This window comes from Vibrio sp. THAF64, assembly GCF_009363455.1.
GTDB lineage: Bacteria > Pseudomonadota > Gammaproteobacteria > Enterobacterales > Vibrionaceae > Vibrio > Vibrio coralliilyticus.
Genome location: NZ_CP045355.1, coordinates 2,077,415 through 2,098,825, shown reverse-complemented (window position 1 = coordinate 2,098,825; position 21,411 = coordinate 2,077,415). Strand labels below are relative to the sequence as shown.

Below are 21,411 nucleotides of genomic sequence, written 5' to 3'. Positions count from 1 at the left end.
ATTGTTAATGTCGGGTGATGAAACATCGATAAAACTGAGCTGCAATCTTTTGCTCTGAATTAGAAACAACGATAAAGTGCTGCCTATATAGCCACCAGACTCTCTGCCATGAAGGTGGACCATTAAAATTAAGAAGGAAATTTTGTGTCAGATACCGTGATTAGTATTAGGCCCGCTAAGCCGGATGAGCTGGAAACCATTCATGCTCTTGTGGTATCCAACGATGAATGGACAAAGTTCAATGGACCCTATTTCCCATATTCGCATCCTTCACTTGAACAGTTTGAAAGAGGGTCTTTTCAACGAATGATAAAAGGTGAAGATCTTCAATTGGTGACGGTAAATGATGCCCCTGTTGGTACCGTGAGTTGTTATTGGGAATGTGAAGAAACACGCTGGCTCGAAGCTGGAATTGTCGTTTACGACTCTGCTTTTTGGGGAAAAGGAATAGCAGCGACTGCAATTCCTCTTTGGGTTACTTATTTGTTTAAAAACAAGCAAATAGAGCGAGTTGGGATGACAACGTGGTCCGGAAACCCTCGCATGATGTCACTTGCACTCAAGCTCGGTTTTCAGCAAGAAGCTCGACTGCGAAAAGTAAGATACTTCAATGGCGAGTATTATGACTCAGTTAAATACGGAGTATTGCGTTCAGAGTGGCAAAAACTCCACTCAATAAGTTAACCAATTACTATCTACATGTTTAATGGTGACTTTTATGGAAACACAGAGGATTAAATTAACCCCGCCTTCTTTAGAATATTCAGAATCCATGTTTACTGTTATTGAAGATAGCAAAGAGGAGTTTGCTCCTTTTCTCCCTTGGGTCACAGATTCACTAACATTGGCCGATATCGAAGAAAACACCAAAACTGCGTTAGTGAACTTTGAGCAGTTTGTCGATGAGTTTTGGTTCAACATTATCGAAAAAGCGACTGGGCATTTTATCGGTGCAATAGGCTTTATTGTTAGAGATAAAAGTCTCCCTTATTTCGAGATCGGATATTGGCTACGCACCTCAGAGACAGGAAAAGGGTACGTTACAGAAGCTGTTAGTCTGGTTGAGCGATACGCATTTCAGGTTCGTTGTGCGAGGAGACTGGAAATAAAAATGGCTGAGTCAAATACTAAAAGCCAGGCCGTGGCAACGCGGTGCGGTTATCACTTTGAAGCTTGCTTGGTCAATGGCAGACGACTACCTAGTGGTGATTTGGATAACACCTTAATCTATGTGAAAACACATTTATAGCCATTTTGAGGTCAAGCTAAACTGGCCTTAGCTTGACGAAAAAAGCGATACCAATCTTGGTATCGCTCTAAGAGGGCGTTGCATGAGTCCGTTATCTATCAAGTCCGCAGTGGGGCCCCCAATTTGCCCTTGAGCTAACTTTTAAGAGCACAGACACACGCAACAATCTTTAAATTCAGTTTTCACCCACAAGTCATTACTGGCCGAGGCAAGTGTCACCAATACGGGCAGGTGCGATCTTATCCAGCACTTGGTTGAGCTCTTTCCAATCACTTGCCATCTTGTTGGCTTGCTCTTTCGTTAGAACCGCACCATTTGCAGCTATACGATCTTCTTCAACTTTGGTGTAGTGGAAAATCGTCATGTCGACAGAAGCGTCATCTTTATATGCTTCTTCCATATTCACGATGTTTTTCTTACTGTCATCAATAAATACGACGCTGCTGAAGCTCTGGCCTGTTTTATCCAGAATATAATCCAGCATTGTGCCCTTGTTCATACCTGTCGTCATCATGATGCCGTTGATGTAGCTCAGAGGACGCTTAGGGTTATCAATGTAAACAGGAAGCTGATCAGAACCCTTCTCTTTGAGTGCGGTACGTGTCATGTCGTACTGGTTGCGAATCATTTCACGCTCAGTTGCATAGCGATAGTTTGGTGAACGGGATGTCAGAGCCATGACGGTTAGCCCCTTGTCCTGCCAACCGCTTACCGTTGCTGGAACGTCGTCTTCAATGATTTTCATTGGTACTAATTCGTAGAGTAGGCCAATTGAATCTTGGAAAAGACAGTCGACTTTATCGCCTTCCGCAGGTTTTACATCCAGTTTACCTCGTTGCCATTGGTACCAAATGTCGCCACCGATATCAGAAGTAGAGGTCAGAAGAGTGTTATCTATATCAATAACAATCAGCGGTTTCTCACCTTGTTTCGTCAATTGATTTACTTTCGCAGCCACATCCTGAAACTTGGTTGTTTCCTTCACGACTACGTCTGCCATTGCATTGCTTGCAAATGAAAGAGCACAAAGTGCTGCTACTTTTTTTAGCATCATATGGAAAATCTTCCTTAGATTGGTTCTTCTTTGGCGACCTGATGAACGCCAAGTAATATAATGGTTATGTTATAACATTGCAAAAAATATCGCAGATTGTCGATCGAATCTAATTTTCAAACTAGATCGGCATCACACTAGAAAAGGTTTTCTGGCAAAGAAGCGAAGGAACAAGTGCGCAAACCATTAATCAACACAAAGCGTTATATTCTGAAGCGTTGGTTGTTTTGCGTTTGAAGGGAAATGGTTTAGCTTAGTGGTGAGAAGCCAACACAAGGTGCGTGAAAAGTGAAAATCAACACAATGAGAATCCCATGTCGTTGTTTAATCGAGTCAGAAAAGTTCTACACGGAAAAACTTGGACTTAACAAGGTGTTCGGTTCACCAGAAGAAGGGTTCATCGGTTACCAGTTGGAGAACGTTCAGGTGTTGCTGGAGGGAGAAGAAAGCGGTGAGTTTGAAGCGGGGCGATTTTTAGGTTTTAGCCTGGAAGTCAAAAACATCCATAGCTTCTACGAGACCTTAACAGCAAAAGACGTTGAATTTACGGGGCCGCCTGAAAAACAGCTCTGGGGCGGATTGATGACTCATATCGTAGACTGCAACAAGAATAGCTTCTCCATCGTGCAAGTTGATTTGGCAGAATAATGAGTCGTTGTGTCAGAAAATATTTTTTGGTTAAGGGTTAAGAAATGGAACTTACCTTATACGTGTCTGCTTTACTTCTGATTGCCATTTCGTTCATTCATTCCTACCTTGGTGAACGCTATATCCTGATGCGGCTATTCAAACGAGACAATTTGCCTAAGCTTTTTGGGAGCGATGACTTTACCAAACGCACTTTACGTTTCGCTTGGCACCTAACCTCTGTCGCTTGGATAGGGTTTGCTGCCATTGTTTTCAGCCTCACTCTACCTGGGTTTAGTCAATCGACAGTCGTAAAAATAATCGCGATCACATTTGCTATCCATTGTGTAATGGCTTTTTGGGGCTCGAAGGGCAGGCACCTTTCGTGGATTGTATTTGGAACAGTGAGTGTTCTGCTCTTTTTCTATTTAATGGCTTAGATAAGGAATCTTTATGCGCCAACAATATCATTTTCGCCAATCTGAGCAGGGTTTATTGGCGTGGGATGTTCTTAGGTTAATCGAAATTACTAAAAAGCTTCCCATTATAGACGTGCCTATCTCTGATATTAGTGAGCTGGATGAAGAGTTTTGGTATGAACTCGGTGGGGCGAAACCGACTTGCCGAAGTGTTCTGGAGCATGCTGCTTTAATTAACTATGTGGATTTATCCTATCCAATCATATTGTGTCATCAGGGAAGGATAATGGATGGTATGCATCGAGTATGTAAGGCTCTACTCATGGGGCAAAACTCGATACGTGCGGTTCAGCTTCCTGAATACGTTGAACCTGACTACATCGGTGTAGATCCAGAAGATCTGCCATATGACGACGAAACAACCCGAACCTTCCAATTAATTCTGATTAAGCGCGCTCGTCTCTTGGCGTTCCCTAGCATTACTAATACAATTCTCACTTTTTGAGGGAGAGCACGTATGTTCATTAATGAAGAAGAAAGAGATGCACTTTATAAAGTGATTTTTTCCCGTCGGGATGTACGTCGCGATTTCATTCCTAAAGCGATTCCAGAAGATGTGTTGTTGAGAATTCTTACCGCTGGGCATCATGCACCCAGTGTAGGTTTTATGCAGCCTTGGGACTTCATTCTTGTCACCGAAGAGGAAACCAAGAAGGCGATCAAGCGGGGATATGAGAAGGCTAGGGTCGAATCAGCCGAGCAATTCTCCGAAGAGAAACGTGAACAATATCGTAGCTTCAAACTTGAAGGCATCTTGGAAGCACCGCTTGGAATATGCGTCACATGTGACAGAGAACGCAATGGCCCTGTGGTTATAGGGCGGACAATTAAGCCTGAAATGGACCTCTATAGTACGGTTTGCGCCATTCAGAATATGTGGCTGGCAGCCAGAGCAGAAAACATTGGCCTTGGCTGGGTTAGCATTATTCATGATGAAGTGCTTAGAAACGTGCTGGGTATTCCTGAAGACAAGGATATTATTGGCTACTTGTGCTTAGGTTATGTGTCAAAATTTAATGATAAGCCCGAGCTTGAAGAGTTTGGCTGGCTCAAGCGAGAAGAGCTCAACCAGCTGATTCATAAAGAAAAGTGGTCACAGTAAGTGGCCGCCTCATTTTAATTCTGTATACTTATTCAAGGCTTTAAATGGCCTAGCACTCCAAATTCCTCCATCTCCCCTTGATTTGTCCTTGAACAAATTATGAGCGCTTTACTCGGTTGTCAAACCGATAACTAGCTCACTTATTAATAAGCCTAATAGTTATGCCGATCACAATAATCGTGCTGATTACTTTCCTTGATTAAATTATCACTTCAGGATGGGATCGATCCCATGGGATTGTTCCCATAAATCATAAAATATACAAACTTGAGTGAATCAATTGAGCTTTAACGCTACAAGGAAAGGATTATGAAACTATTACCTATTGCCAGCGCACTTTCCGTTGCCATCCTGTCAACCAGTACATTAGCCGCCACTTCTCCCGTCGAATTTTATGGCTACATGCGTGGTGGTGTCGGGCTGAGTAATGAGGGCGGTTCTAACAGCAAGTGGGAGGTAAACAAAGTCGGTCGTCTTGGAAACGAAGATGATCTGTATGGTGAATTTGGCCTGAAAAAAGAAGTGTATGCAGAAGACGATGTGTCATTCGTTGTTGACTCGATGCTTAAATACTGGGAAGGGCAAGACCAAAACTCCAAAGATCGCAGTGTTGAGTTAGCACAGCTGAACGTTCAGGCAACAGGTTTATTTGAAGATAAAGACATCACTATCTGGGCGGGTGAACGTTACTACCAGCGTCACGATGTTCATATCGTAGATAACTACTACTGGGATGTCAGCGGTATCGGTGGTGGTGTTGAACACATTAATATGGGGCCGGGTAAGCTGTCCGTTGCGCTTTTACAAGATACTGTGGCTGGCGATCTAGATGACGGTCAGGAAACGACGGCTGTTATTGCCGATGTTCGATACGCTGGTATCCCAATGTGGGAAAACGCAGATCTGGAAGTGGGCTTGGATTATCACGCAGGTAACGAACGTAGTGGTCAGTCTCTGGATGCTGACAACAGCCTGATGTTTACGGCAAGCCTTCAACAATCATTAGACAATGGTTTCAACAAAACAATCCTACAGTTAGCGAACTCTGGTTACGCGGAGCAAATGACGACATTTGGTCATGGTAATGGTCTGGTTCGTGATGCTGCAAACAACGATGCGAAAGGTTACCGCCTGATCAACTGGGGTGTCGTTTCTGTCGGAGACAAAATTGAATTTGGTCACTCCATTCGCTATGCCGCAGCTACAGATGTGGATGGCACCGCGACGGATGATTCCACACTCAGCGTTGTGGTTCGCCCGCTATACAAATGGACAGATAGAATGCGTACCATTCTGGAAATTGGTGGTTTCTCAGAAAAGATCAATAACGTAGACAGTGCGGGCAGCAAGTTTACTGTTGCACAGGCTTGGGTACCTAAAGCGGGCTTTTGGTCTCGACCTGAGATTCGCGTATTCGCTACATATCTGAATGATGCAGAAAATGATAATGCTTTTGGTACTGGTAAAGACACAGAAATCAGTGTTGGTATGCAGGTAGAAGCTTGGTGGTAAGCGCTTCGTAATCGACTGATTTTTCTTGCTGGGCGGGATCGAGTTATCCCGCCTAAACTCTTCAAGGTAGCTCTTCTCAGATTTCACTTCTTTCTTGATAACACATCATTGCTGTACCATTAGTTTTTCGCTAAGTCGCAATAAAATAAGATTTATCCTTTCAGCCAATAGGAATTCAATGGAACGTTTTATTGTATTTACAGGTGGGCCCGGATCAGGGAAAACATCGGTAATTGAACACCTGCAAAATCTGGGGTACAAGACCGCTGACGAAATTGGTCGACGAGTGATTCAACAACAGGTTGAGAGCGGTGGCAATGCCCTTCCATGGTTGGATAAAACCGCTTTTCGTGACGCCATGGTTTCAGAAGAAGTCGACAAGTATCGTCGAATCGGTGTTGGGGAAGAGTTCGTATTTTTCGATCGAAGTATTGTCGATAGTTACGGTTATAGCTTATTAGAGGACTTGGCCCTCACTGAGAGTCTCACGCAGCACTGCAATCAACTCAGGCACAATCTACAGGTGTTTGTTTTCCCTCCTTGGAAAGAGATATTTTCCAACGATGCGGAAAGGAAGCAAGACTTTGCTGAAGCCGTGGCCACTTATGAAAAAATGCGCGAAGCGTATCAATTGTTTGGCTACACCTTAACGGAAGTACCGAAAGGTAGCATTGAGCAACGATCACGATTTGTTCTTGAGGCGCTAAGCTCTCGTTAACCTCAATCTATAAGTGACTGAAGAGATAAGTATGACTTACGAGCAGTTTAATCAGTTTTGTTCTGAGCTTCCCGCGACTACCCATATCGTGCAATGGGGGGATTCTCATGTTTGGAAGGTGGGAGGAAAGGTATTTGCTATCGGCGGTTGGGGCAAATCGGACAAACCCGCCTTTACGTTTAAAACCTCCCCGCTAAATTTTGATTTTCTCAGCGATCATGACGGGTATATTCCTGCGCCTTACTTTGCGAACCGAGGAATGAAATGGATTCAGCAAGTGGAAACGTCAGGTGAACTCGATGAAGAGCTGGAGTACTACCTGCGAGAGTCTTATCGGCTGGTGGCTTCAGGTTTGAGTAAACGTAAGCAAAGTGAACTTGGGTTGAATCTGGAAGCGAAAAGTTAGCATCCTGTCATTTCCTTTCTCCAATCTATACTTTGTTTCTCGCGGTTGTTAGGATCCGCATTCGCGGCTGCACATGGATACAACTTACGAATTAAGTGACTCATTATGAATGTAGAAAATGTGCTTCCTGAAAATTTCGCAGAGATGCTGGATGTTTGGGAAAACTCAGTCCGAGCGACTCATGACTTCATAACAGAAGAAGATATTGAGTTTTTTAAACCTATTATCATTGAAGAAGCTTTTCCGGCCGTCACACTGAAGTGTATAAAAAACGAAACCGGCAACATTCTCGGCTTTGTGGGTGTTCATGAAGCAAAAGTAGAAATGCTGTTTGTGTTAGACGCCGCGAGAGGCAAGGGAGTGGGGAAAGCATTATTGCAATATGCCATTAAGCATCTTGGTGTAAACAAAGTAGATGTGAATGAGCAAAACCCAATGGCGGTCGACTTTTATAAACACATGGGGTTCCATGTTGAGTCGCGCTCGCCTGTTGATGATATGGGAAAACCATTTCCAATTTTGCATATGACGCTCTAAGTCTCGGTTTGTCGTCACTCAATCTGTTAGAAGAAACGCTCAAAGCTAATAACTTTGAGCGTTTCCGTATATATTCATTATTTACAGTGACTTATATAGCCTAAGTGATAGGTTATTTACGCAATTTAATTTTCATATAAGGAACCTAATGGCTGTTTTAAAGATTCTTACCGCACCAGACCCAAAGCTAAAGATAAAAGCTGAAAAAGTATCGGACATTCAATCCGTTCAGACCCTAATCGATGACATGCTGGAAACGCTCTACGCGACAAGTAATGGAATTGGTTTGGCGGCAACTCAAGTGGGCCACCGTGAGGCTATCGTGATTATTGATCTGTCGGAGAGCCGAGATCAGCCACTGATATTAGTGAATCCAGAAGTAGTAGAGGGTAAGAATCGAGCGATGGGACAAGAAGGGTGTTTATCCGTCCCGGATTATTATGCTGATGTTGAGCGTTACACATCCGTTGTCGTTGAAGCTCTAGATAGACACGGCGAACCTGTGAGGATTGAAAGTGATGATTTTCTTGCGATTGTCATGCAGCATGAAATTGATCACTTGGCAGGTAATCTGTTTATCGACTATCTTTCTCCATTAAAGCAGCGTATGGCATTGAAAAAAGTGAAAAAACACATCAAAACAATGGCAAGCTAAACATGACAAAATGATAAATACTGGGAGTGTACTTAATGCAGCCTTTTGAATGTGTGTCATTTCTTTTAGTGGATAATAACCAAATACTGCTGGAAAAGAGATCGATACATAAAGCGAGTGACCCTGGCTTAACCTGTATTCCCGGTGGACATATAGAAGATGGCGAAACTCAGCCACAAGCTCTGTGCCGTGAGCTAAAAGAAGAATTGGATATTACCGCCAATAAGTATCACTACTTGTGTTCTTTGTACCATCCCACCTCTGAGCTACAGCTACTGCATTATTACGTGGTGACTGAGTGGCAAGGTGAGATTAAAGCACTGGAAGCGGAAAGCGTAAGTTGGAAAAAGCTTGAATCAGATTCAGTTTCGATTGAGGCCGATAAGCGAGCGATAGAAGAATTCAAACGAGTGAATCATCATCTTTGTTAGTGACTTGAGAGGGGGGACTATGAACCAAGCTGAGGCATTGTTACCTCTCTTCTGGCGTGAATCCCATGAAGAGCTGCGTGAGCTTAAAAATATAGACGAAACGGTGCAGGCTAGTGACCGGTATGAAGCGTGGTTAAATGAAAAACGTCCGCTCACGTTTTGCGATATTCAAGATACGCATTGGATTAAATCCTGCACTGGCGGCTACATAACGGAAGTCGTCTTTCATGCTGATGGAACGTTAGAAGAGTACCGTTTGTTTGACCGATTTCCGACTCAAGGTCATTGGCAACTGCACGACGGTATTCTGCACGTGGAAATTTATAAAGCGGAGAACCGCTACAAATTTGCCGTAGTAGGCTGCCAAGCCGTCAATATTCATTCCGCCATCGAATACAAAAACGGTGAGCTACACTCATATCTCAAGCTCGCTCAGGTTAAGCCAAACTAGTGTTTTAGAGGTAGAGGAATCTTCCCTATGTCAAAAGGCCTCATTCTACTGACTTCTGCCGTATTCTTTTTCTATGGTCTGGCGTTCGCTTTTGCCCCAGTCAGCATGCTTAGCCATGCGACCGGTGGGTATGCGACATCCGCATCTATGTTAGTTGACATGCGGGCAACCTATGGGGGCATGTCTGTCGGTGTCGCGCTTATCCTGTTCCTGCTTTCGCAAAAACCATCAACACTCGCCACTGGCTTGCTGGCCGTCATTTTTGTCAATGCGAGTATGGCAACAGGGAGAATCATCGGCTTGGTGAGTGATGGTGAAGCTAACAGCACGATGCATTTCTATCTCATGTTGGAAGTTGGAGTGTCGCTGCTTGCCCTGTATCTGTTTAAATCGGAAAAAGCTGGGGGCTGATATGCCAATAGCACATTGTACAATCTCGCCAGATTTGGTTTTCAAGGTAGAGACTGGTGAAGTTATGGAACGCTGGGGCAGTTTGTCTGAGCAGCCTACCACAGATATGACTATTAATTTTGTTCGGGCGAATCGACAAGAGGGGAGGCCGTACCTAATCATTGCCAACCTTTTCTTACCGTCAGTCTGGTCAGAAAAATCAGTGAGCGCGCTACAGTTGGGGTTGGCTAAAGCCCTATCGGAGAGTTTTTCTGTCGAGTCCCAAAACGTATTGGTTATGACAACGATTTTAAGTTCAGGCTTCGTGGTGGAAAATGGACGCGAAGTGACTTGGTAACGTCGCGCCCAGATTTTAATCTTCGTTATGAAGTTAGTTCTTCATATTAAGAATGAGTACCGCTGCTAACGCTAGAAAGGCGGTCATCATCAGGAAGACATCGTTGTAGGCCATGATCGCGGCGTCGCGTTGCATTGTACTGAGTAAACTGGCTTCAGCTTGCATCATGGCTGTTGCGGCGTCACTTCCAGATTGCATAAAGAAGGCTTGCTGCTGGTGCAGCGTGTCCCAACCTAATGTACTCACCGACGGCAGAGATTCTTTAATATGTGCGAGGTGTTCACGGGTTTTGTTGTCGAGCAAGGTCGCAATAATAGCAATGCTAAAAGCACCGCCAAGGTTACGCATAACATTGGTCAGTGTTGAGGCATCTGGAGTGTCAAGCTTGCTGATGTTTTTCATCGCGACCAGAGATAACGGCACCATAATGAACGGGCTGCCAATTGCTCGTAGAATCATCGACAGAATGAGCTGGTGACCACCAAAATCCATCGTCATGTGAGTATTGACGTAGCAACTCAAGCCAAACATCGCGAAGCCAAAGGTAACTAAATACTTAGGTTTGATGATTTGAGTCAGCTTCGGAACCAGCGGAAAGATCAGGAGCTGAGGAAAGCCCATCCACATCAGGACTTCACCAATCTCCATCGCGTTGTATTGCTGGATCTGAGTTAGGTAGAGAGGCAGTACATAGATTGAACCTAGTAAGGCCATGCCCAAAATCAGATAAGCAATACACGACATGGCAAATTGCCCATCACGCAGTAATCTCAAGTTCACTAGTGGTTTCTTGTGCTGTAACTCATTGATAACGAAGTACACTAAACTCACGGCGGAGATAATGCTTAGCGTAATGATAAAGCTAGAGCTGAACCACTCTTCACGGTTTCCTTCTTCCAATACTACTTCGAGGCAGCCCAAACCTAACGCCATAGTCACAATGCCGAACCAATCGGCTTTTTTGAGGGTATTTAGATTTAGCTTCTCGTCATCCAAACCATAGCGAATCATTGTAATCACCAGAAGCGCTGGTGGAATGTTGATATAAAAGATGTAATGCCAGGAAAGATTTTCTGTGAGCCAGCCACCAAACGTTGGACCAATGGACGGAGCAAACGTAGCGGTAACACCGAACAACGCCATACCGACGGCTCGCTTGTTAATCGGAAGTAGCTGAATAACCAGAGAGAAGGCGAGAGGAATTAATGCACCGCCACTAAACCCTTGCATTGCACGGAAGACGATCATCGAGGTCATGTTCCATGAGAAGGAACAAAGCAGTGATGACAGTGTGAAGATTGCTGTAGTCCAAGTCAGGTAACGACGCTTGCCTAGGGCTTTAGACAACCAGCCACTGAGTGGAATAGCAATCATTTCTGCGACTAAATAGGACGTCGAAATCCATGAGCTCTCATCCAGAGTCGCAGACAACGCACCTTGTATGTCTTTCAGTGACGAGTTGGTGATCTGTATGTCGAGAATGGCCATGAAGGCACCAATCAAACCACCAAATAAAGCGATCCAGTGGCGTGTTGGCACTTCATTCTCTTGAGCTGAAGGTGCGTTTAAGGTTGCTTCCGACATGGATTAACCTCTTGTGTCTATGGTTGCCACAACCGATAACCCCGGTAGCAGTCGGCCTTTCAACGCTTGTTGGTCAGGGATGGTGATCTTAACTGGTACTCGCTGGACGATCTTGGTGAAGTTACCCGTCGCGTTCTCCGGAGGTAGTAGCGCAAACTTAGCCCCTGTTGCTGGCGAAAAGCTGTCTACGATGCCTTCTAATGGTTGCCCCGGAAAGGCATCCAGCTCTATCTCAACTTTTTGCCCCTGATGAATGCCACTCAATTGAGTTTCTTTGAAGTTCGCTTCTATCCAGACGTCACTTGTCGGTACCAAGCTCATTAATGGTGTACCAGCTTGAACCAACAGACCTTCACGTACACTGCGCTTGCCTACGATACCATCTACCGGCGCGTAGATTTTGGTGTAGTCTAGGTTGAGCTGGGCTTGCTCTACGGCTGTTTGAGACTCAACAATGGATGCTTGAGCTTGTTTAATGTCGCTATCGATGACCGCGAGTTGATCGTGAGCGGCAACCAGACTGGCTTTTGCTTCATCTAGTTCGGCCTGAGTAACTTTTTGTTGCGCCAGCATGTTGTCGACTTCATCTTGCGAAGCGTAATTGCGTTTAAGAAGGCTACGCGAGCGTTGTACTTGCTGAACAGCGCGGTCATATTCTGCTTTTGCTGAATCTACGCGGCTTTCTGCTTGATGGATTTGACTTTGCTGCAAGGTTTGCTGCGCTTTCAAATTTTCAACGCTGGACTGTGTGACGGTAAGGTGCGCCTTCGCTTGTTCGAGAGCAGTGCGGTAGTCACGGTCATCAATTTGGACTAACAGATCGCCCTTTTTGACTTTTTGGTTGTCACTGACAAAAGAGTGTTCAATGTAGCCAGCCACTTTAGGGCTAATCGTAGTGATCTCTCCCTGAAGGTAGGCATTGTCGGTGGATTCGAAATACTGACCGTATCCAAACCAGTACCCACCGCCCAGTAGCCCTAGTGACAGCATAATGGCTGTCGCGATAAGAGGGGCTTTTCTGGATTTTGCTGGCTTAGTCTCGGTATGTGTATTCGTCATTATTTTTCTCGTATTCAGTTTTCGTCTTCGGCAGATGTTACAAATTGTAAATGATTTGAATTGATTGATAAGATAGGAAAAAAGAGAAACACTGTTGCAAAAATTTAACTAATGAAGGCGTGAGGTGATGAGATGGATTTGAATGCGATTGCTGTTTTCGCACAAGTTGTTGATTGTGGGAGTTTTACTCATGCAGCGGATGCACTGAATATGACCAAGTCAACTGTGAGCCGAAAGTTAGTTGAGCTGGAAAAGCATCTAGGCGTGCGCTTGATCACGCGTTCAACGAGAAGTTTAGTGTTAACACCGGAAGGTGAGCGGTTTTATCAATCCAGCCTGCAAATGCTGGAGATTATGAATCAGGCTGAGCTTGAAGTATCTGCCAATCAGGATTTGATTCGCGGGCCTTTAAACGTGGTGTTGCCAGTAGAGTTAGGCCATCAAATCATGGGCTCATACATCAATGCGTTTTTAAAAGAGTACCCAAGTGTGACGATTAACCTTGAATTGTCGAATCGAGAAGTCGATATCATCGCAGAAGGCATTGACTTGTATGCGCAAATTGGTGAGTTAGAAGACTCTGCTTTGGTTTCTCGCCCACTGACGAAATCCCAGCGCGTACTGGTTGCCAGCCCAGAATATCTTGAGGAGCATGGAGGAATTGAGTCTCATCGTGACTTAATTCCACCGCATCAAATGGTTGAGGTATTTAACCGCGCGGTGAGGTTGCCTAAGTGGCATCTGATTCCGGAAGACGGAGACTCCTTGCAAATTGACCTGCCACACCGATTACGAGTCAACACCATTACCGCCTGTCTGAAAGCCTGTCTGGACGGGCTTGGCATCGCAGTATTACCTGAATTCATTTGCCGAGAGCACTTTGCCAGCGGGCGACTTATTCAACTGCTTCCTGAGTATCAAATGCCAGAAGTGCTTGTGAGTTTGGTCTACGCAGATAGGCAACTCATGCCGAAGCGTAAAAAGGTCTTTATCGACTTTTTATTAGAGGCATTCAGCAAAGACCTTGCTGCACGCGGGTGAGCCAAATTCGCAAGCCTCTGTTATATCTGCTGGACTAGACTCTATTTAGAAGGATTGATAAAGGTAAGGTCTGCGAATGAGGTTGAAGCCTTGGCTTGTTAGTGTGGTACTACTGATGGTTACTTCAGTTTCCTACGCCAGTGATAGTAAACGAATTAAAATAGTTAGTCAGGAATGGCTTGGATACACCAATAGCGACGGCACAGGCCTTTACTGGGAGATCGTTAAAGCCGTTTTCCAACCTTTGAATGTTTCCCTTACCCTAGAAGTATTGCCATGGAAACGAGCCAAGCATCTTGTCCGAAAACAGGAAGCCAGCGCTTATTTGGGCGATTACTTTTATCCAAACGCGGATGCGTTTCTATATCCACAGTGGCACCTTAGTGTGGAAGAAGATGTAATTGTTGTGTTTGCTCGAGGCTCGCTTGATTGGGAAGAGCAGCAGCTTTCATCATTGGTAAATAAGAAGGTCGCTTGGGTTCGGGGTTATGGCTTTGAGAAGGGCTTCCTTAAAGATATTCCGCTTGAATTGGTAGAGGTAGACAGCGCCGAGCAAGGGATGAAACTTCTAAAAAAGGGCAGAGTGAGCGCTCTAATAGATTATCCATCAAGCATGGCTAGTTCAGAATTGTTAGCGACAGACGCGTTTGTTACTGAAGTTGCCAAGAAAGGGGAGAAACTTTACGTCGTATTTTCTAACACCGAGTCATCAAACACACTCATTGAGATGTTTGATACCCATATGCCACAACTTATCCAGTCTGGTGAACTAAAACAAATTTATCTTACTCATGGTCAAGATTATGAGGCTTACATGTCATCGATTGGGGAGTGAGTACAAATAAGTAGAAATTGCCCCAGAGGGGACTGAGGCAATCAAAATGTATATGTGGCTACTATATTGTTGTCGCCTTCAATTCACCCACAGAAAGATCGCAAGACTTCATCATGGCTAAATTAGTCTCCCACGCGTTTGCATCTAACTTAACTAGAGAGCTAGATAAAAATGTGGAGTAGATAACTAAACTAGTATCCACAACGGATAACCCTAGCTTGGTCATTTCTCGGGAGATATCCGCACATGCTGTGTTCATATCTTGGATACCGTCGCGGTTTAGGCTTCCTGATGCAAAAGCCGTCAGGTAGGTTTTGTCATTCAACCGTTTTACGCTAGGCAGTTCACCGATCAAACTACTGACTGAAACTTTATTGCTGTCATTAAGTTTGTAGAGTTCGGTATCAAGAACGCGGTGATAATCCCTATTTCGCTTAAACTCACCAAACACTGCTTCCTTAGCTTTGGCGTAACTTTCAAAGCAATTCTTGCCTTTGATGGCATTTGGTTGGCCCGAAGAGTCCTTACCACATACATGGTAAGGGTATATCGCGCTGATTCTTGGAGCGTCGAATCTAACTGACCATATACCTACGGTTGCCAATTTTTCCGCTTCCCAGTCGGTTTTTTCGTCCTTCGGAAGTTTCATCTTCAGCGTATAGGTATCACCGACAGACCAGCTGTCCATTCTAAGCCCGAGCGTTTTCGTTTCAATCAAGCTTTCTGAAAATGCATTCGCTATCGCTTTATCTATTGCCGCAGATTTGTCTGACACAGATTGCTTGTTCAGAGACGTAATCAAACTTGATGTTGGTGACACGATAGAAACAGCGCCAATGGCTATATCTAACGCTTTGGCTGAACTAAAACTGGTATCTTCATTTCCAGTGAAGCTGTAATCGAGCGTAGCGTGAGTGATGTTTTGTGGAACAAGGAATAGTGGCTCAGTAGTATGGTCATCAATGATATAGCGTTCCCAACGAGAGCCGACTTCACTAGAGCTTGTTTCATCAATACTGAGCAGAGACACGGTTGTTTTGTAAACGCCAAGGTCAACTTTGGCAGAGGCATTTAATGTGACGCGCTTGGGGAAGAAAAAACGAGTTAGCCCCCATCGCTTCTTGTATTCGAGGTCTTTAATCACACAGCTTTTATCTTGGCTACAAGTGTCATTGTCATAGGCCGTATATATCAGCAACTTTGTATAAAGACCGTTTAAAGGTATTCGCTCATTTTGTTCGTTAACTGATTTTGACGTATCAATGAATCTGACGGTGTTCAGAAATATGTCGACGTCATGACCACTTGCGGAAATAGGGTTAGGCGTTAGAGGAGCACTCTCTTGTCCATTCTTTTGAGATGTAGGGTTCTGAGGTTCATTTATTTGAGCAGATTTTTGTGCATAGTCGGAACTGGCGCATCCATAGACGAATACCGACAGCATGAGAACTCGTAGAATTGCGAACATAACATGGTCCAGCTTATCATTAACCAAAAGACACCTAAGGCATAGTGCGGTTAATGGTATATGTCAATGGTTGCGCATTTTTTGTGTGAATAAATTGCTACCGAGTAGGGCAGGGCTCTTGCTAAACCAGTAATAATACCGCGCCGTTGCTAAGCGTTGGCGCGGCACAAAGCTTAAGAGCGTTGTAGAGGATGTGCTGTTGTATGAGTCAGAGCGTTGAGACTGCTGCCTTGCGCAGCGAGAAACTGCTCGAAGTGAGGCAGTAAAGGCCCTAAGGTCTCAGCGACAGATGCTTTGATGGTATCGACAACCACTTGAGTTCCACGGTCAATTTCAATGTTAACTCGGTCGCCAACCAACTTGCTACCCAGCGTCGTCTGTCGTCGGGTCTCGGGAATAAGCCAGACTTCAAACCACTGAGCTTGATGATCGACAGCGGACACGGTCAAGCTGGCACCATTGATGGCGATGTATCCTTTTGCAAACACATAAGAGCTCAAGATTTCAGGGAGCCCAAAACGCAGACGATAATTGCTGTCTATTGCTTCGATTAAGACAACCGGAGCTTGCGCATCGATATGCCCGGACAAAGGATGACCACCAATCTCGGCGCCGTCTTTGGCAGCCCGTTCCACATTGACGAGTGAGCCGACCTGCTCGCGACCGAGAGTCGTAATCTGAATGCTCGGTAGGACAACATCAAAAGACGCTCGGGTGTCACTGATTTGGTCTGTGACCGTTAAGCAGACACCGTCAACGGCTACACTTGCTCCGATGGTTAAGTCCTTACAAAAGTCATCGGCAAACTCAAGCTCAAAGGTTCGAATTCCTCCGCGATCGTCAATCCGTTGGATCGTCGCGATGGAGGAGACAATTCCTGTAAACATAGGCGTTACTCCTTACGATCAGCTGGCTAAAGCGCTGGTGTTTTGTAGTCGATAGGCGACGATGTCTTCGATCGTTAATACCGGCATCCCATGCTCTCGTGCGAACTCAACAATCTGTGGAGCGCGAGCCATGGTGCCATCAGGGTTTGTTACTTCACATAGAACGCCAGAAGGAGCTAAGCCCGCTAGAGTCATTAAGTCGACCGTTCCTTCTGTGTGGCCGCGGCGACTTAAAACGCCACCAGAGCGTGCACGTAAGGGAAATACATGCCCAGGGCGCGCCAAATCCTGCGGCTTTGCATCTGGCGCAATAGCGGTCTGGATAGTGGTGACGCGGTCATGGGCTGAGACGCCGGTGGTAACGCCTTTTTTAGCTTCAATTGAAACTGTGAATGCCGTCTGATTCGCACTGTCGTTACTGCTAACCATAGGCGGTAAATCGAGTTGAGTGGCTTTGTCATCCGTTAAGCACAGGCAGACAATCCCGCTGCATTCTCGAATCATTAGTGCCATTTGCTGGGGTGTGAGATGTTCAGCAGAGTAAATTAAGTCACCTTCATTTTCTCTGTTTTCATCATCAAGTAATAAAACGCCTTGTCCGCGCTTTAGAGCATCAAGAGCCGCGTTGACGCGGTCGATAGGAGTGCCAAATTCGGCAAGTAAAGATGTCTGATTCATGGTGTTTCCTTATCGTTTACCAGAATCAGGGCAATATGGGATAGAAGACAACGCAAAATGCACCAGCGTTTCGCAATGAAACATCTGGTGTGCATCAATTCTCTCTCATCCGGACTATAACCGTCGGCTCTGGCATCTCACCAGATCTGCTGACCTCGACGAATCGAGCGCTCGCGGGCTCATCTTGTTAAAGATATACCGCCGGTGGGGAATTTCGCCCCGCCCTGAGAATAAATATATGTATTAAGTACCCATTGTTATGGGCGGCCTTAGCATAGTGCATTTCGGGATTGCAGGGAATGGAAAAGTGACACAGAGTCTTTAGAGGCCGAGTGAGCAATTTGGACTCTTTCGTAAACAAGGTGCATCTAAGAAATTGGTTCTTGATCTCAAGTTAGGTTGAGGTTTTATCCTGCGTTTTCTTAGTTTCAAGGAGGCCCAGAGATGGGCCATCGCTGAGCACAGGATTTTGATAAGGAGCAACTATGATCCCAAGGAACTCAACATTGCGTGTCGCTCGACCAACGAACGATCTAGATACTCTCACCAATATGTATATTAACGGCTTAGGCTTTGAATTGCTGAGCAGCTTTACCGACCATGAAGGCTTTAGTGGAACCATCATCGGTCATCCAGCTCACCCCTATCATTTAGAATTTACACACCACTACGGCAGCCATGTAGGGCCTGCACCAAGTCAGGATAATTTGCTGGTGTTTTACGTACCCGACGAAAGTGATTGGAAGCGTTGCTGTCAGAATATGCTCGGTGCGGGTTTTCAGAAAGTGACCTCATTCAATCCTTATTGGGAAAACGTTGGATGTACTTTTGAAGACATCGATGGTTACCGCGTTGTATTGCAGCGTCAGGTTTGGGAGGCGTAATGGGCAATTTAGAGCATGTAAAATTAGATCGAGATATGCGAATCGCGATTGTACTTGGCTCGTCAAAGGCAGATGGCAATACACATCAATTCGCTGAAGCTGTTGCTGCGGTTTCCGGGGGGCGCGTGTTTGACTTGTCAGATTATGACATCACATATTACGACTACAAACATCAGAACGAATCCGATGATTTTCTTGAGTTGATGCGTACATTGGTGGATGCAGACCATATAGTTTGGGCGTCCCCTGTGTACTGGTATTCGATGTCAGCTCAGATGAAAGTGTTTTTTGACAGGTTGTCGGACTTGACGGAGAACGACAAGCTTTTAGGTCGGCGATGGGCAGGAAAAAGCATGTCGGTCATTTCTACGGGCTATCAATCTACGTGTCCATCGTGTTTTATTGAACCATTTGTGATGACCGCTCGGTATTTTGATTTAGATTTCAGAGGCCACCAATATCTCTCTATTCAAACGGAAGCTGATCTTACGCATATAGAATCGGCTGCTAGAAAAGCGGCAGCGCATATCAACAGCCAGCAAATTCGTGAGAAAGACGTCAGCGTACAATAACTGTGAAAGCGTTCAATCTGGGCGTTGAAACTTTCGCCCAGATTGAAGCCGAGCTATTCGTAGTCGCTAATGATAAGTGACTGTTAAAACGGGGCCCATTCCCAGTTCGCGGGAGCTGATATCAAGACCATTGAGGCTCTTGGGTACAATGATAAGCCCAGTGTTTTCTCCGTTAAGCCAAGATTGAAGTAAGCCCGAGTTGGTCAAATCGATACGGTAAACACCAGTCTCTTTTGGTGAGAAGGTGGTTAGGTAGTCGCCAGAACCGCCATTATCGTAAATCGATTGCCAGGTCGCCGTCTGCTCATTCCAATTTTGATTGACGCGATACAATTCAAAATTGCCAGTCGAAGCATTGGTCACGTGTAATGCCAATATCACTGAATCGAATTCAACGCCTTCAGGTAATGCAGAGACATCAAACTTCATCAGCGCATTGGTTTTTCCATATTTGGTATCAAGCAAGTCAGCAAGTAAGCCGTCTGCATGATTGTTGAAGCTTTCAGAAGCTTTGCTGGAGGCGATAAAGGTATCGTCGCTGGTTGGTAACGATAATGAGTTAACAGGTGCCTCACAGTCTTTGCGTTCGTTGTAGCTCACGACTAGTGCTGGTGGTGTACCTGTTTCGCTTGAATCAAAGTCAAGGCCATCTGTCGTACCGGCTGACGCGATGACTAGGCCAAAATTGCCATCATGCTCCCATAAGTCGAGTAGGTGGCTGTCGGTTAGATCAACATCGACCGTTCCCGTTGATGATGGTATGAATTGGGTCAGTGTTCTTCCGGCGATTTGTTCACCATCCACTGAATTCCAGGTCGCCGATGAGTCTTTCCACTCCTCTGCAGCGACATGAACGCCATACTCTCCATAAGATTTGTTGGTGACTTGCAATTCAAGCTTAACACCGGCTATATCGACACAAGTTGGAATGGATGAAACGTCAAAGGCCATTAGGCTCATAGTTCGGCCATAGGTAGAATCAGATGCATCGGCGAGCAAGCCATCTTCGTGTCCATCAAAGTTAGTGTCTGGCTGTGATTGTGCGACAAAAACATCTTGTGTGGCGGATAAGCGAATGAACGAAGGGGAGGTATCAGGATCTTGATTTTTAAGTATCGAGAGACGATCCGCGGATTGAACCAATTCCATCGTTTCTCCGACTTCGTTGAGTGACCACCAATTCACGTTCTCTGGTAAACGGAGGCTATCCGCTTCTCTCTCCTCTCTTGTCAGCGTTGAAGCTGAAGTATCAAACTGCGCAGTTCGGACGGTCATGGAGTCTTTCAATACTTGAATGACTTTTACTTGCTGAATACTTGCTGCGTCTAGAGTCCAGCTTTTAGGGTCATTAGCAGAGCGGGCTGCTGCCCCCCAACTGCCTTCACCGATGTACACTGTTCCTCCGGTTGGCGAACTAACAAAGTTGTTACCGTCCGGTTTTAGTTCTCGGGTCGCTTTGGTTAAGTGACTATCTGATTCGACAACGAGATTCATACTGTGCTGGTAAAACAACTCTGCCCACCAGCTAAACAGATCTGGGCTATCAGACTTGGATGAAACGTGAGGAAACATTGGTCTGTGGTATTGTGCCACGCGCCAGATATTCTCTTCGCCATGAGTGGCCAAATCCTGTTCTAGCCATTCGTTCATTTGGGAGGCATAGCTTGACCAGCCACTTTTGCGAAACTGGCTGTTCAGTGTATAGATGCGAAGTAATGGCGAAATGTTAACAACGTTGTAGGTATCAAAAGGATTACACTCGCCATTACCGTCAGCATCGACTCCAAACACTTTACACAGCGTTGAGTAATCGTAATCTTCGTGGTTGCCGTGGGTTGGAATGAATGGGTAGGTACGTTTGTACGCTTTGCCATCTATCTGGTCACTGGAAAAGGTCAATGCCCAATCTTCTAAGTACTGAGCCATTTGCGACGCGCTGTTTTGGCTGGTGTAATCGCCGCCGTGAAGGATGAATAAGGGGCGAACCTTCGCTACTAGCTGATTCCCCATTCTTCGGTTGGTCCACCCTGTGCGAGTATCGCCCCCAGCGATCATGACAAACTCACTATTGTCTATAGGAGCGGTGCGGAACCAAAAGCGCTCACCACAACCTTGTTGGTCACAGACACGATAGTAAACGGGGGAATCCGGCATCAGGTTATCCAATCGGACAAAATAGCTGAGTAAGTCGCCAGCAAATACATGATCGTAGCTAGGTTGTTTGGTTAGCCATGTGGCTTCATCGGTTGACGTTCCATATTGCACATAGGGTTGTTCACTCTCGCCGTTAGGCGAGAATCCAATGACCGCTTCTCGCGCAGGGTCACCGTCCCAGACTACTCGATGATATTGTGTCGCGGCTCCCGCATTCAGGCTCGTGAGCCCGGCTACGGCTAAAAGTGACAATGTTGCAATCCTTCGAATCATAATAAAG

26 protein-coding genes and 1 riboswitch are annotated in these 21,411 nt (G+C 45.4%); of the genes, 19 read left to right on the top strand and 7 right to left on the bottom strand.

Annotated elements, in window-relative coordinates:
- The first annotated feature begins 144 nt into the window (after window positions 1-144).
- Together FIU99_RS09595 and FIU99_RS09590 are read left to right on the top strand one after the other, a co-directional pair.
- Complete coding sequence (locus tag FIU99_RS09595) at window positions 145-684, top strand: GNAT family N-acetyltransferase (protein ID WP_039952510.1); 540 nt, start codon at window positions 145-147, stop codon at window positions 682-684.
- Between the two features lie 34 nt (window positions 685-718).
- Window positions 719-1,249 carry a GNAT family N-acetyltransferase gene (locus tag FIU99_RS09590; RefSeq protein ID WP_039952508.1) on the top strand — a complete coding sequence of 177 codons (531 nt, stop codon included), beginning with the start codon at window positions 719-721 and terminating at the stop codon, window positions 1,247-1,249.
- A 196-nt stretch (window positions 1,250-1,445) separates the two neighbouring features.
- Here FIU99_RS09590 and FIU99_RS09585 read toward each other — a convergent pair whose 3' ends face one another.
- Complete coding sequence (locus tag FIU99_RS09585; RefSeq protein ID WP_006962574.1) at window positions 1,446-2,303, bottom strand: DUF2608 domain-containing protein; 858 nt, start codon at window positions 2,301-2,303, stop codon at window positions 1,446-1,448.
- A 288-nt stretch (window positions 2,304-2,591) separates the two neighbouring features.
- On the opposite strand from FIU99_RS09585, the gene FIU99_RS09580 reads away from it, so the two are divergent.
- From FIU99_RS09580 to FIU99_RS09520, 13 genes are all read left to right on the top strand, one after another.
- Window positions 2,592-2,951 carry a VOC family protein gene (locus FIU99_RS09580; RefSeq protein ID WP_039952506.1) on the top strand — a complete coding sequence of 120 codons (360 nt, stop codon included), beginning with the start codon at window positions 2,592-2,594 and terminating at the stop codon, window positions 2,949-2,951.
- Between the two features lie 44 nt (window positions 2,952-2,995).
- Window positions 2,996-3,370 carry a hypothetical protein gene (locus tag FIU99_RS09575; protein WP_039952504.1) on the top strand — a complete coding sequence of 125 codons (375 nt, stop codon included), beginning with the start codon at window positions 2,996-2,998 and terminating at the stop codon, window positions 3,368-3,370.
- A gap of 13 nt (window positions 3,371-3,383) precedes the next feature.
- Window positions 3,384-3,854 carry a hypothetical protein gene (locus FIU99_RS09570; RefSeq protein WP_236612200.1) on the top strand — a complete coding sequence of 157 codons (471 nt, stop codon included), beginning with the start codon at window positions 3,384-3,386 and terminating at the stop codon, window positions 3,852-3,854.
- Window positions 3,855-3,866: 12 nt separating this feature from the next.
- Window positions 3,867-4,511: a 5,6-dimethylbenzimidazole synthase gene (gene bluB, locus FIU99_RS09565; protein WP_006962571.1), complete on the top strand. Its 645-nt coding sequence runs from the start codon at window positions 3,867-3,869 to the stop codon at window positions 4,509-4,511.
- A 309-nt stretch (window positions 4,512-4,820) separates the two neighbouring features.
- A complete protein-coding gene (gene lamB, locus FIU99_RS09560) occupies window positions 4,821-6,023 on the top strand; it encodes a maltoporin LamB (protein WP_006962570.1) in 1,203 nt (400 codons plus the stop codon).
- 178 nt (window positions 6,024-6,201) lie between these two features.
- Window positions 6,202-6,741 (top strand): AAA family ATPase, encoded by a 540-nt coding sequence (locus FIU99_RS09555; RefSeq protein ID WP_006962569.1) that lies wholly within the window; start codon window positions 6,202-6,204, stop codon window positions 6,739-6,741.
- A gap of 31 nt (window positions 6,742-6,772) precedes the next feature.
- Window positions 6,773-7,147, top strand: a complete 375-nt coding sequence (locus FIU99_RS09550; protein WP_038510982.1) for an MmcQ/YjbR family DNA-binding protein — start codon at window positions 6,773-6,775, stop codon at window positions 7,145-7,147.
- Between the two features lie 105 nt (window positions 7,148-7,252).
- Window positions 7,253-7,684 carry a GNAT family N-acetyltransferase gene (locus tag FIU99_RS09545; RefSeq protein WP_006962567.1) on the top strand — a complete coding sequence of 144 codons (432 nt, stop codon included), beginning with the start codon at window positions 7,253-7,255 and terminating at the stop codon, window positions 7,682-7,684.
- A 148-nt stretch (window positions 7,685-7,832) separates the two neighbouring features.
- Entirely contained in the window at window positions 7,833-8,339 is a 507-nt protein-coding gene (gene def, locus FIU99_RS09540; protein WP_006962566.1) for a peptide deformylase, read from the top strand.
- A 35-nt stretch (window positions 8,340-8,374) separates the two neighbouring features.
- Window positions 8,375-8,770: an NUDIX domain-containing protein gene (locus FIU99_RS09535; RefSeq protein ID WP_006962565.1), complete on the top strand. Its 396-nt coding sequence runs from the start codon at window positions 8,375-8,377 to the stop codon at window positions 8,768-8,770.
- A 19-nt stretch (window positions 8,771-8,789) separates the two neighbouring features.
- On the top strand, window positions 8,790-9,221 hold the full coding sequence (locus FIU99_RS09530) for a hypothetical protein (protein ID WP_006962564.1): 432 nt from the start codon (window positions 8,790-8,792) through the stop codon (window positions 9,219-9,221).
- 27 nt (window positions 9,222-9,248) lie between these two features.
- Entirely contained in the window at window positions 9,249-9,632 is a 384-nt protein-coding gene (locus FIU99_RS09525) for a DUF4345 domain-containing protein (RefSeq protein ID WP_006962563.1), read from the top strand.
- Window position 9,633: 1 nt separating this feature from the next.
- Window positions 9,634-9,969, top strand: coding sequence for a hypothetical protein (locus tag FIU99_RS09520; protein WP_039952503.1), 336 nt, complete (start codon window positions 9,634-9,636; stop codon window positions 9,967-9,969).
- Between the two features lie 33 nt (window positions 9,970-10,002).
- On the opposite strand, the gene FIU99_RS09515 is transcribed toward FIU99_RS09520, so the two are convergent.
- Window positions 10,003-11,553, bottom strand: a complete 1,551-nt coding sequence (locus tag FIU99_RS09515) for a DHA2 family efflux MFS transporter permease subunit (RefSeq protein ID WP_006962561.1) — start codon at window positions 11,551-11,553, stop codon at window positions 10,003-10,005.
- 3 nt (window positions 11,554-11,556) lie between these two features.
- Window positions 11,557-12,612, bottom strand: coding sequence for an HlyD family secretion protein (locus tag FIU99_RS09510; RefSeq protein WP_006962560.1), 1,056 nt, complete (start codon window positions 12,610-12,612; stop codon window positions 11,557-11,559).
- Between the two features lie 132 nt (window positions 12,613-12,744).
- Between FIU99_RS09510 and FIU99_RS09505 the strand changes: the two genes are divergently transcribed.
- Window positions 12,745-13,653, top strand: coding sequence for a LysR family transcriptional regulator (locus tag FIU99_RS09505; protein WP_006962559.1), 909 nt, complete (start codon window positions 12,745-12,747; stop codon window positions 13,651-13,653).
- Window positions 13,654-13,729: 76 nt separating this feature from the next.
- The gene (locus tag FIU99_RS09500; protein WP_006962558.1) at window positions 13,730-14,488 is read left to right on the top strand and encodes an ABC transporter substrate-binding protein; all 759 of its coding nucleotides are present in this window, start codon (window positions 13,730-13,732) and stop codon (window positions 14,486-14,488) included.
- A 61-nt stretch (window positions 14,489-14,549) separates the two neighbouring features.
- Here the strand turns inward: FIU99_RS09500 and FIU99_RS09495 are convergent, their stop codons facing one another.
- The 3 genes from FIU99_RS09495 to ribB all read right to left on the bottom strand — a co-directional run bounded on the left by FIU99_RS09495 (window position 14,550) and on the right by ribB (window position 17,521).
- Window positions 14,550-15,956, bottom strand: a complete 1,407-nt coding sequence (locus FIU99_RS09495; protein ID WP_006962557.1) for a hypothetical protein — start codon at window positions 15,954-15,956, stop codon at window positions 14,550-14,552.
- A gap of 173 nt (window positions 15,957-16,129) precedes the next feature.
- Window positions 16,130-16,843 carry a riboflavin synthase gene (locus tag FIU99_RS09490; protein WP_006962556.1) on the bottom strand — a complete coding sequence of 238 codons (714 nt, stop codon included), beginning with the start codon at window positions 16,841-16,843 and terminating at the stop codon, window positions 16,130-16,132.
- Window positions 16,844-16,861: 18 nt separating this feature from the next.
- On the bottom strand, window positions 16,862-17,521 hold the full coding sequence (gene ribB / locus FIU99_RS09485) for a 3,4-dihydroxy-2-butanone-4-phosphate synthase (RefSeq protein ID WP_006962555.1): 660 nt from the start codon (window positions 17,519-17,521) through the stop codon (window positions 16,862-16,864).
- A 93-nt stretch (window positions 17,522-17,614) separates the two neighbouring features.
- Window positions 17,615-17,757: riboswitch (FMN riboswitch) on the bottom strand.
- 249 nt (window positions 17,758-18,006) lie between these two features.
- Between ribB and FIU99_RS09480 the strand changes: the two genes are divergently transcribed.
- Both FIU99_RS09480 and FIU99_RS09475 read left to right on the top strand, forming a co-directional pair.
- Window positions 18,007-18,405 (top strand): VOC family protein, encoded by a 399-nt coding sequence (locus FIU99_RS09480; protein ID WP_006962554.1) that lies wholly within the window; start codon window positions 18,007-18,009, stop codon window positions 18,403-18,405.
- On the top strand, window positions 18,405-18,977 hold the full coding sequence (locus FIU99_RS09475) for a flavodoxin family protein (RefSeq protein ID WP_021456819.1): 573 nt from the start codon (window positions 18,405-18,407) through the stop codon (window positions 18,975-18,977). Before FIU99_RS09480 ends, FIU99_RS09475 begins: the two co-directional genes overlap by 1 nt.
- Before the next feature lie 66 nt (window positions 18,978-19,043).
- Here the strand turns inward: FIU99_RS09475 and FIU99_RS09470 are convergent, their stop codons facing one another.
- The gene (locus FIU99_RS09470; RefSeq protein WP_006962552.1) at window positions 19,044-21,404 is read right to left on the bottom strand and encodes a DNRLRE domain-containing protein; all 2,361 of its coding nucleotides are present in this window, start codon (window positions 21,402-21,404) and stop codon (window positions 19,044-19,046) included.
- Window positions 21,405-21,411 lie beyond the last annotated feature (7 nt).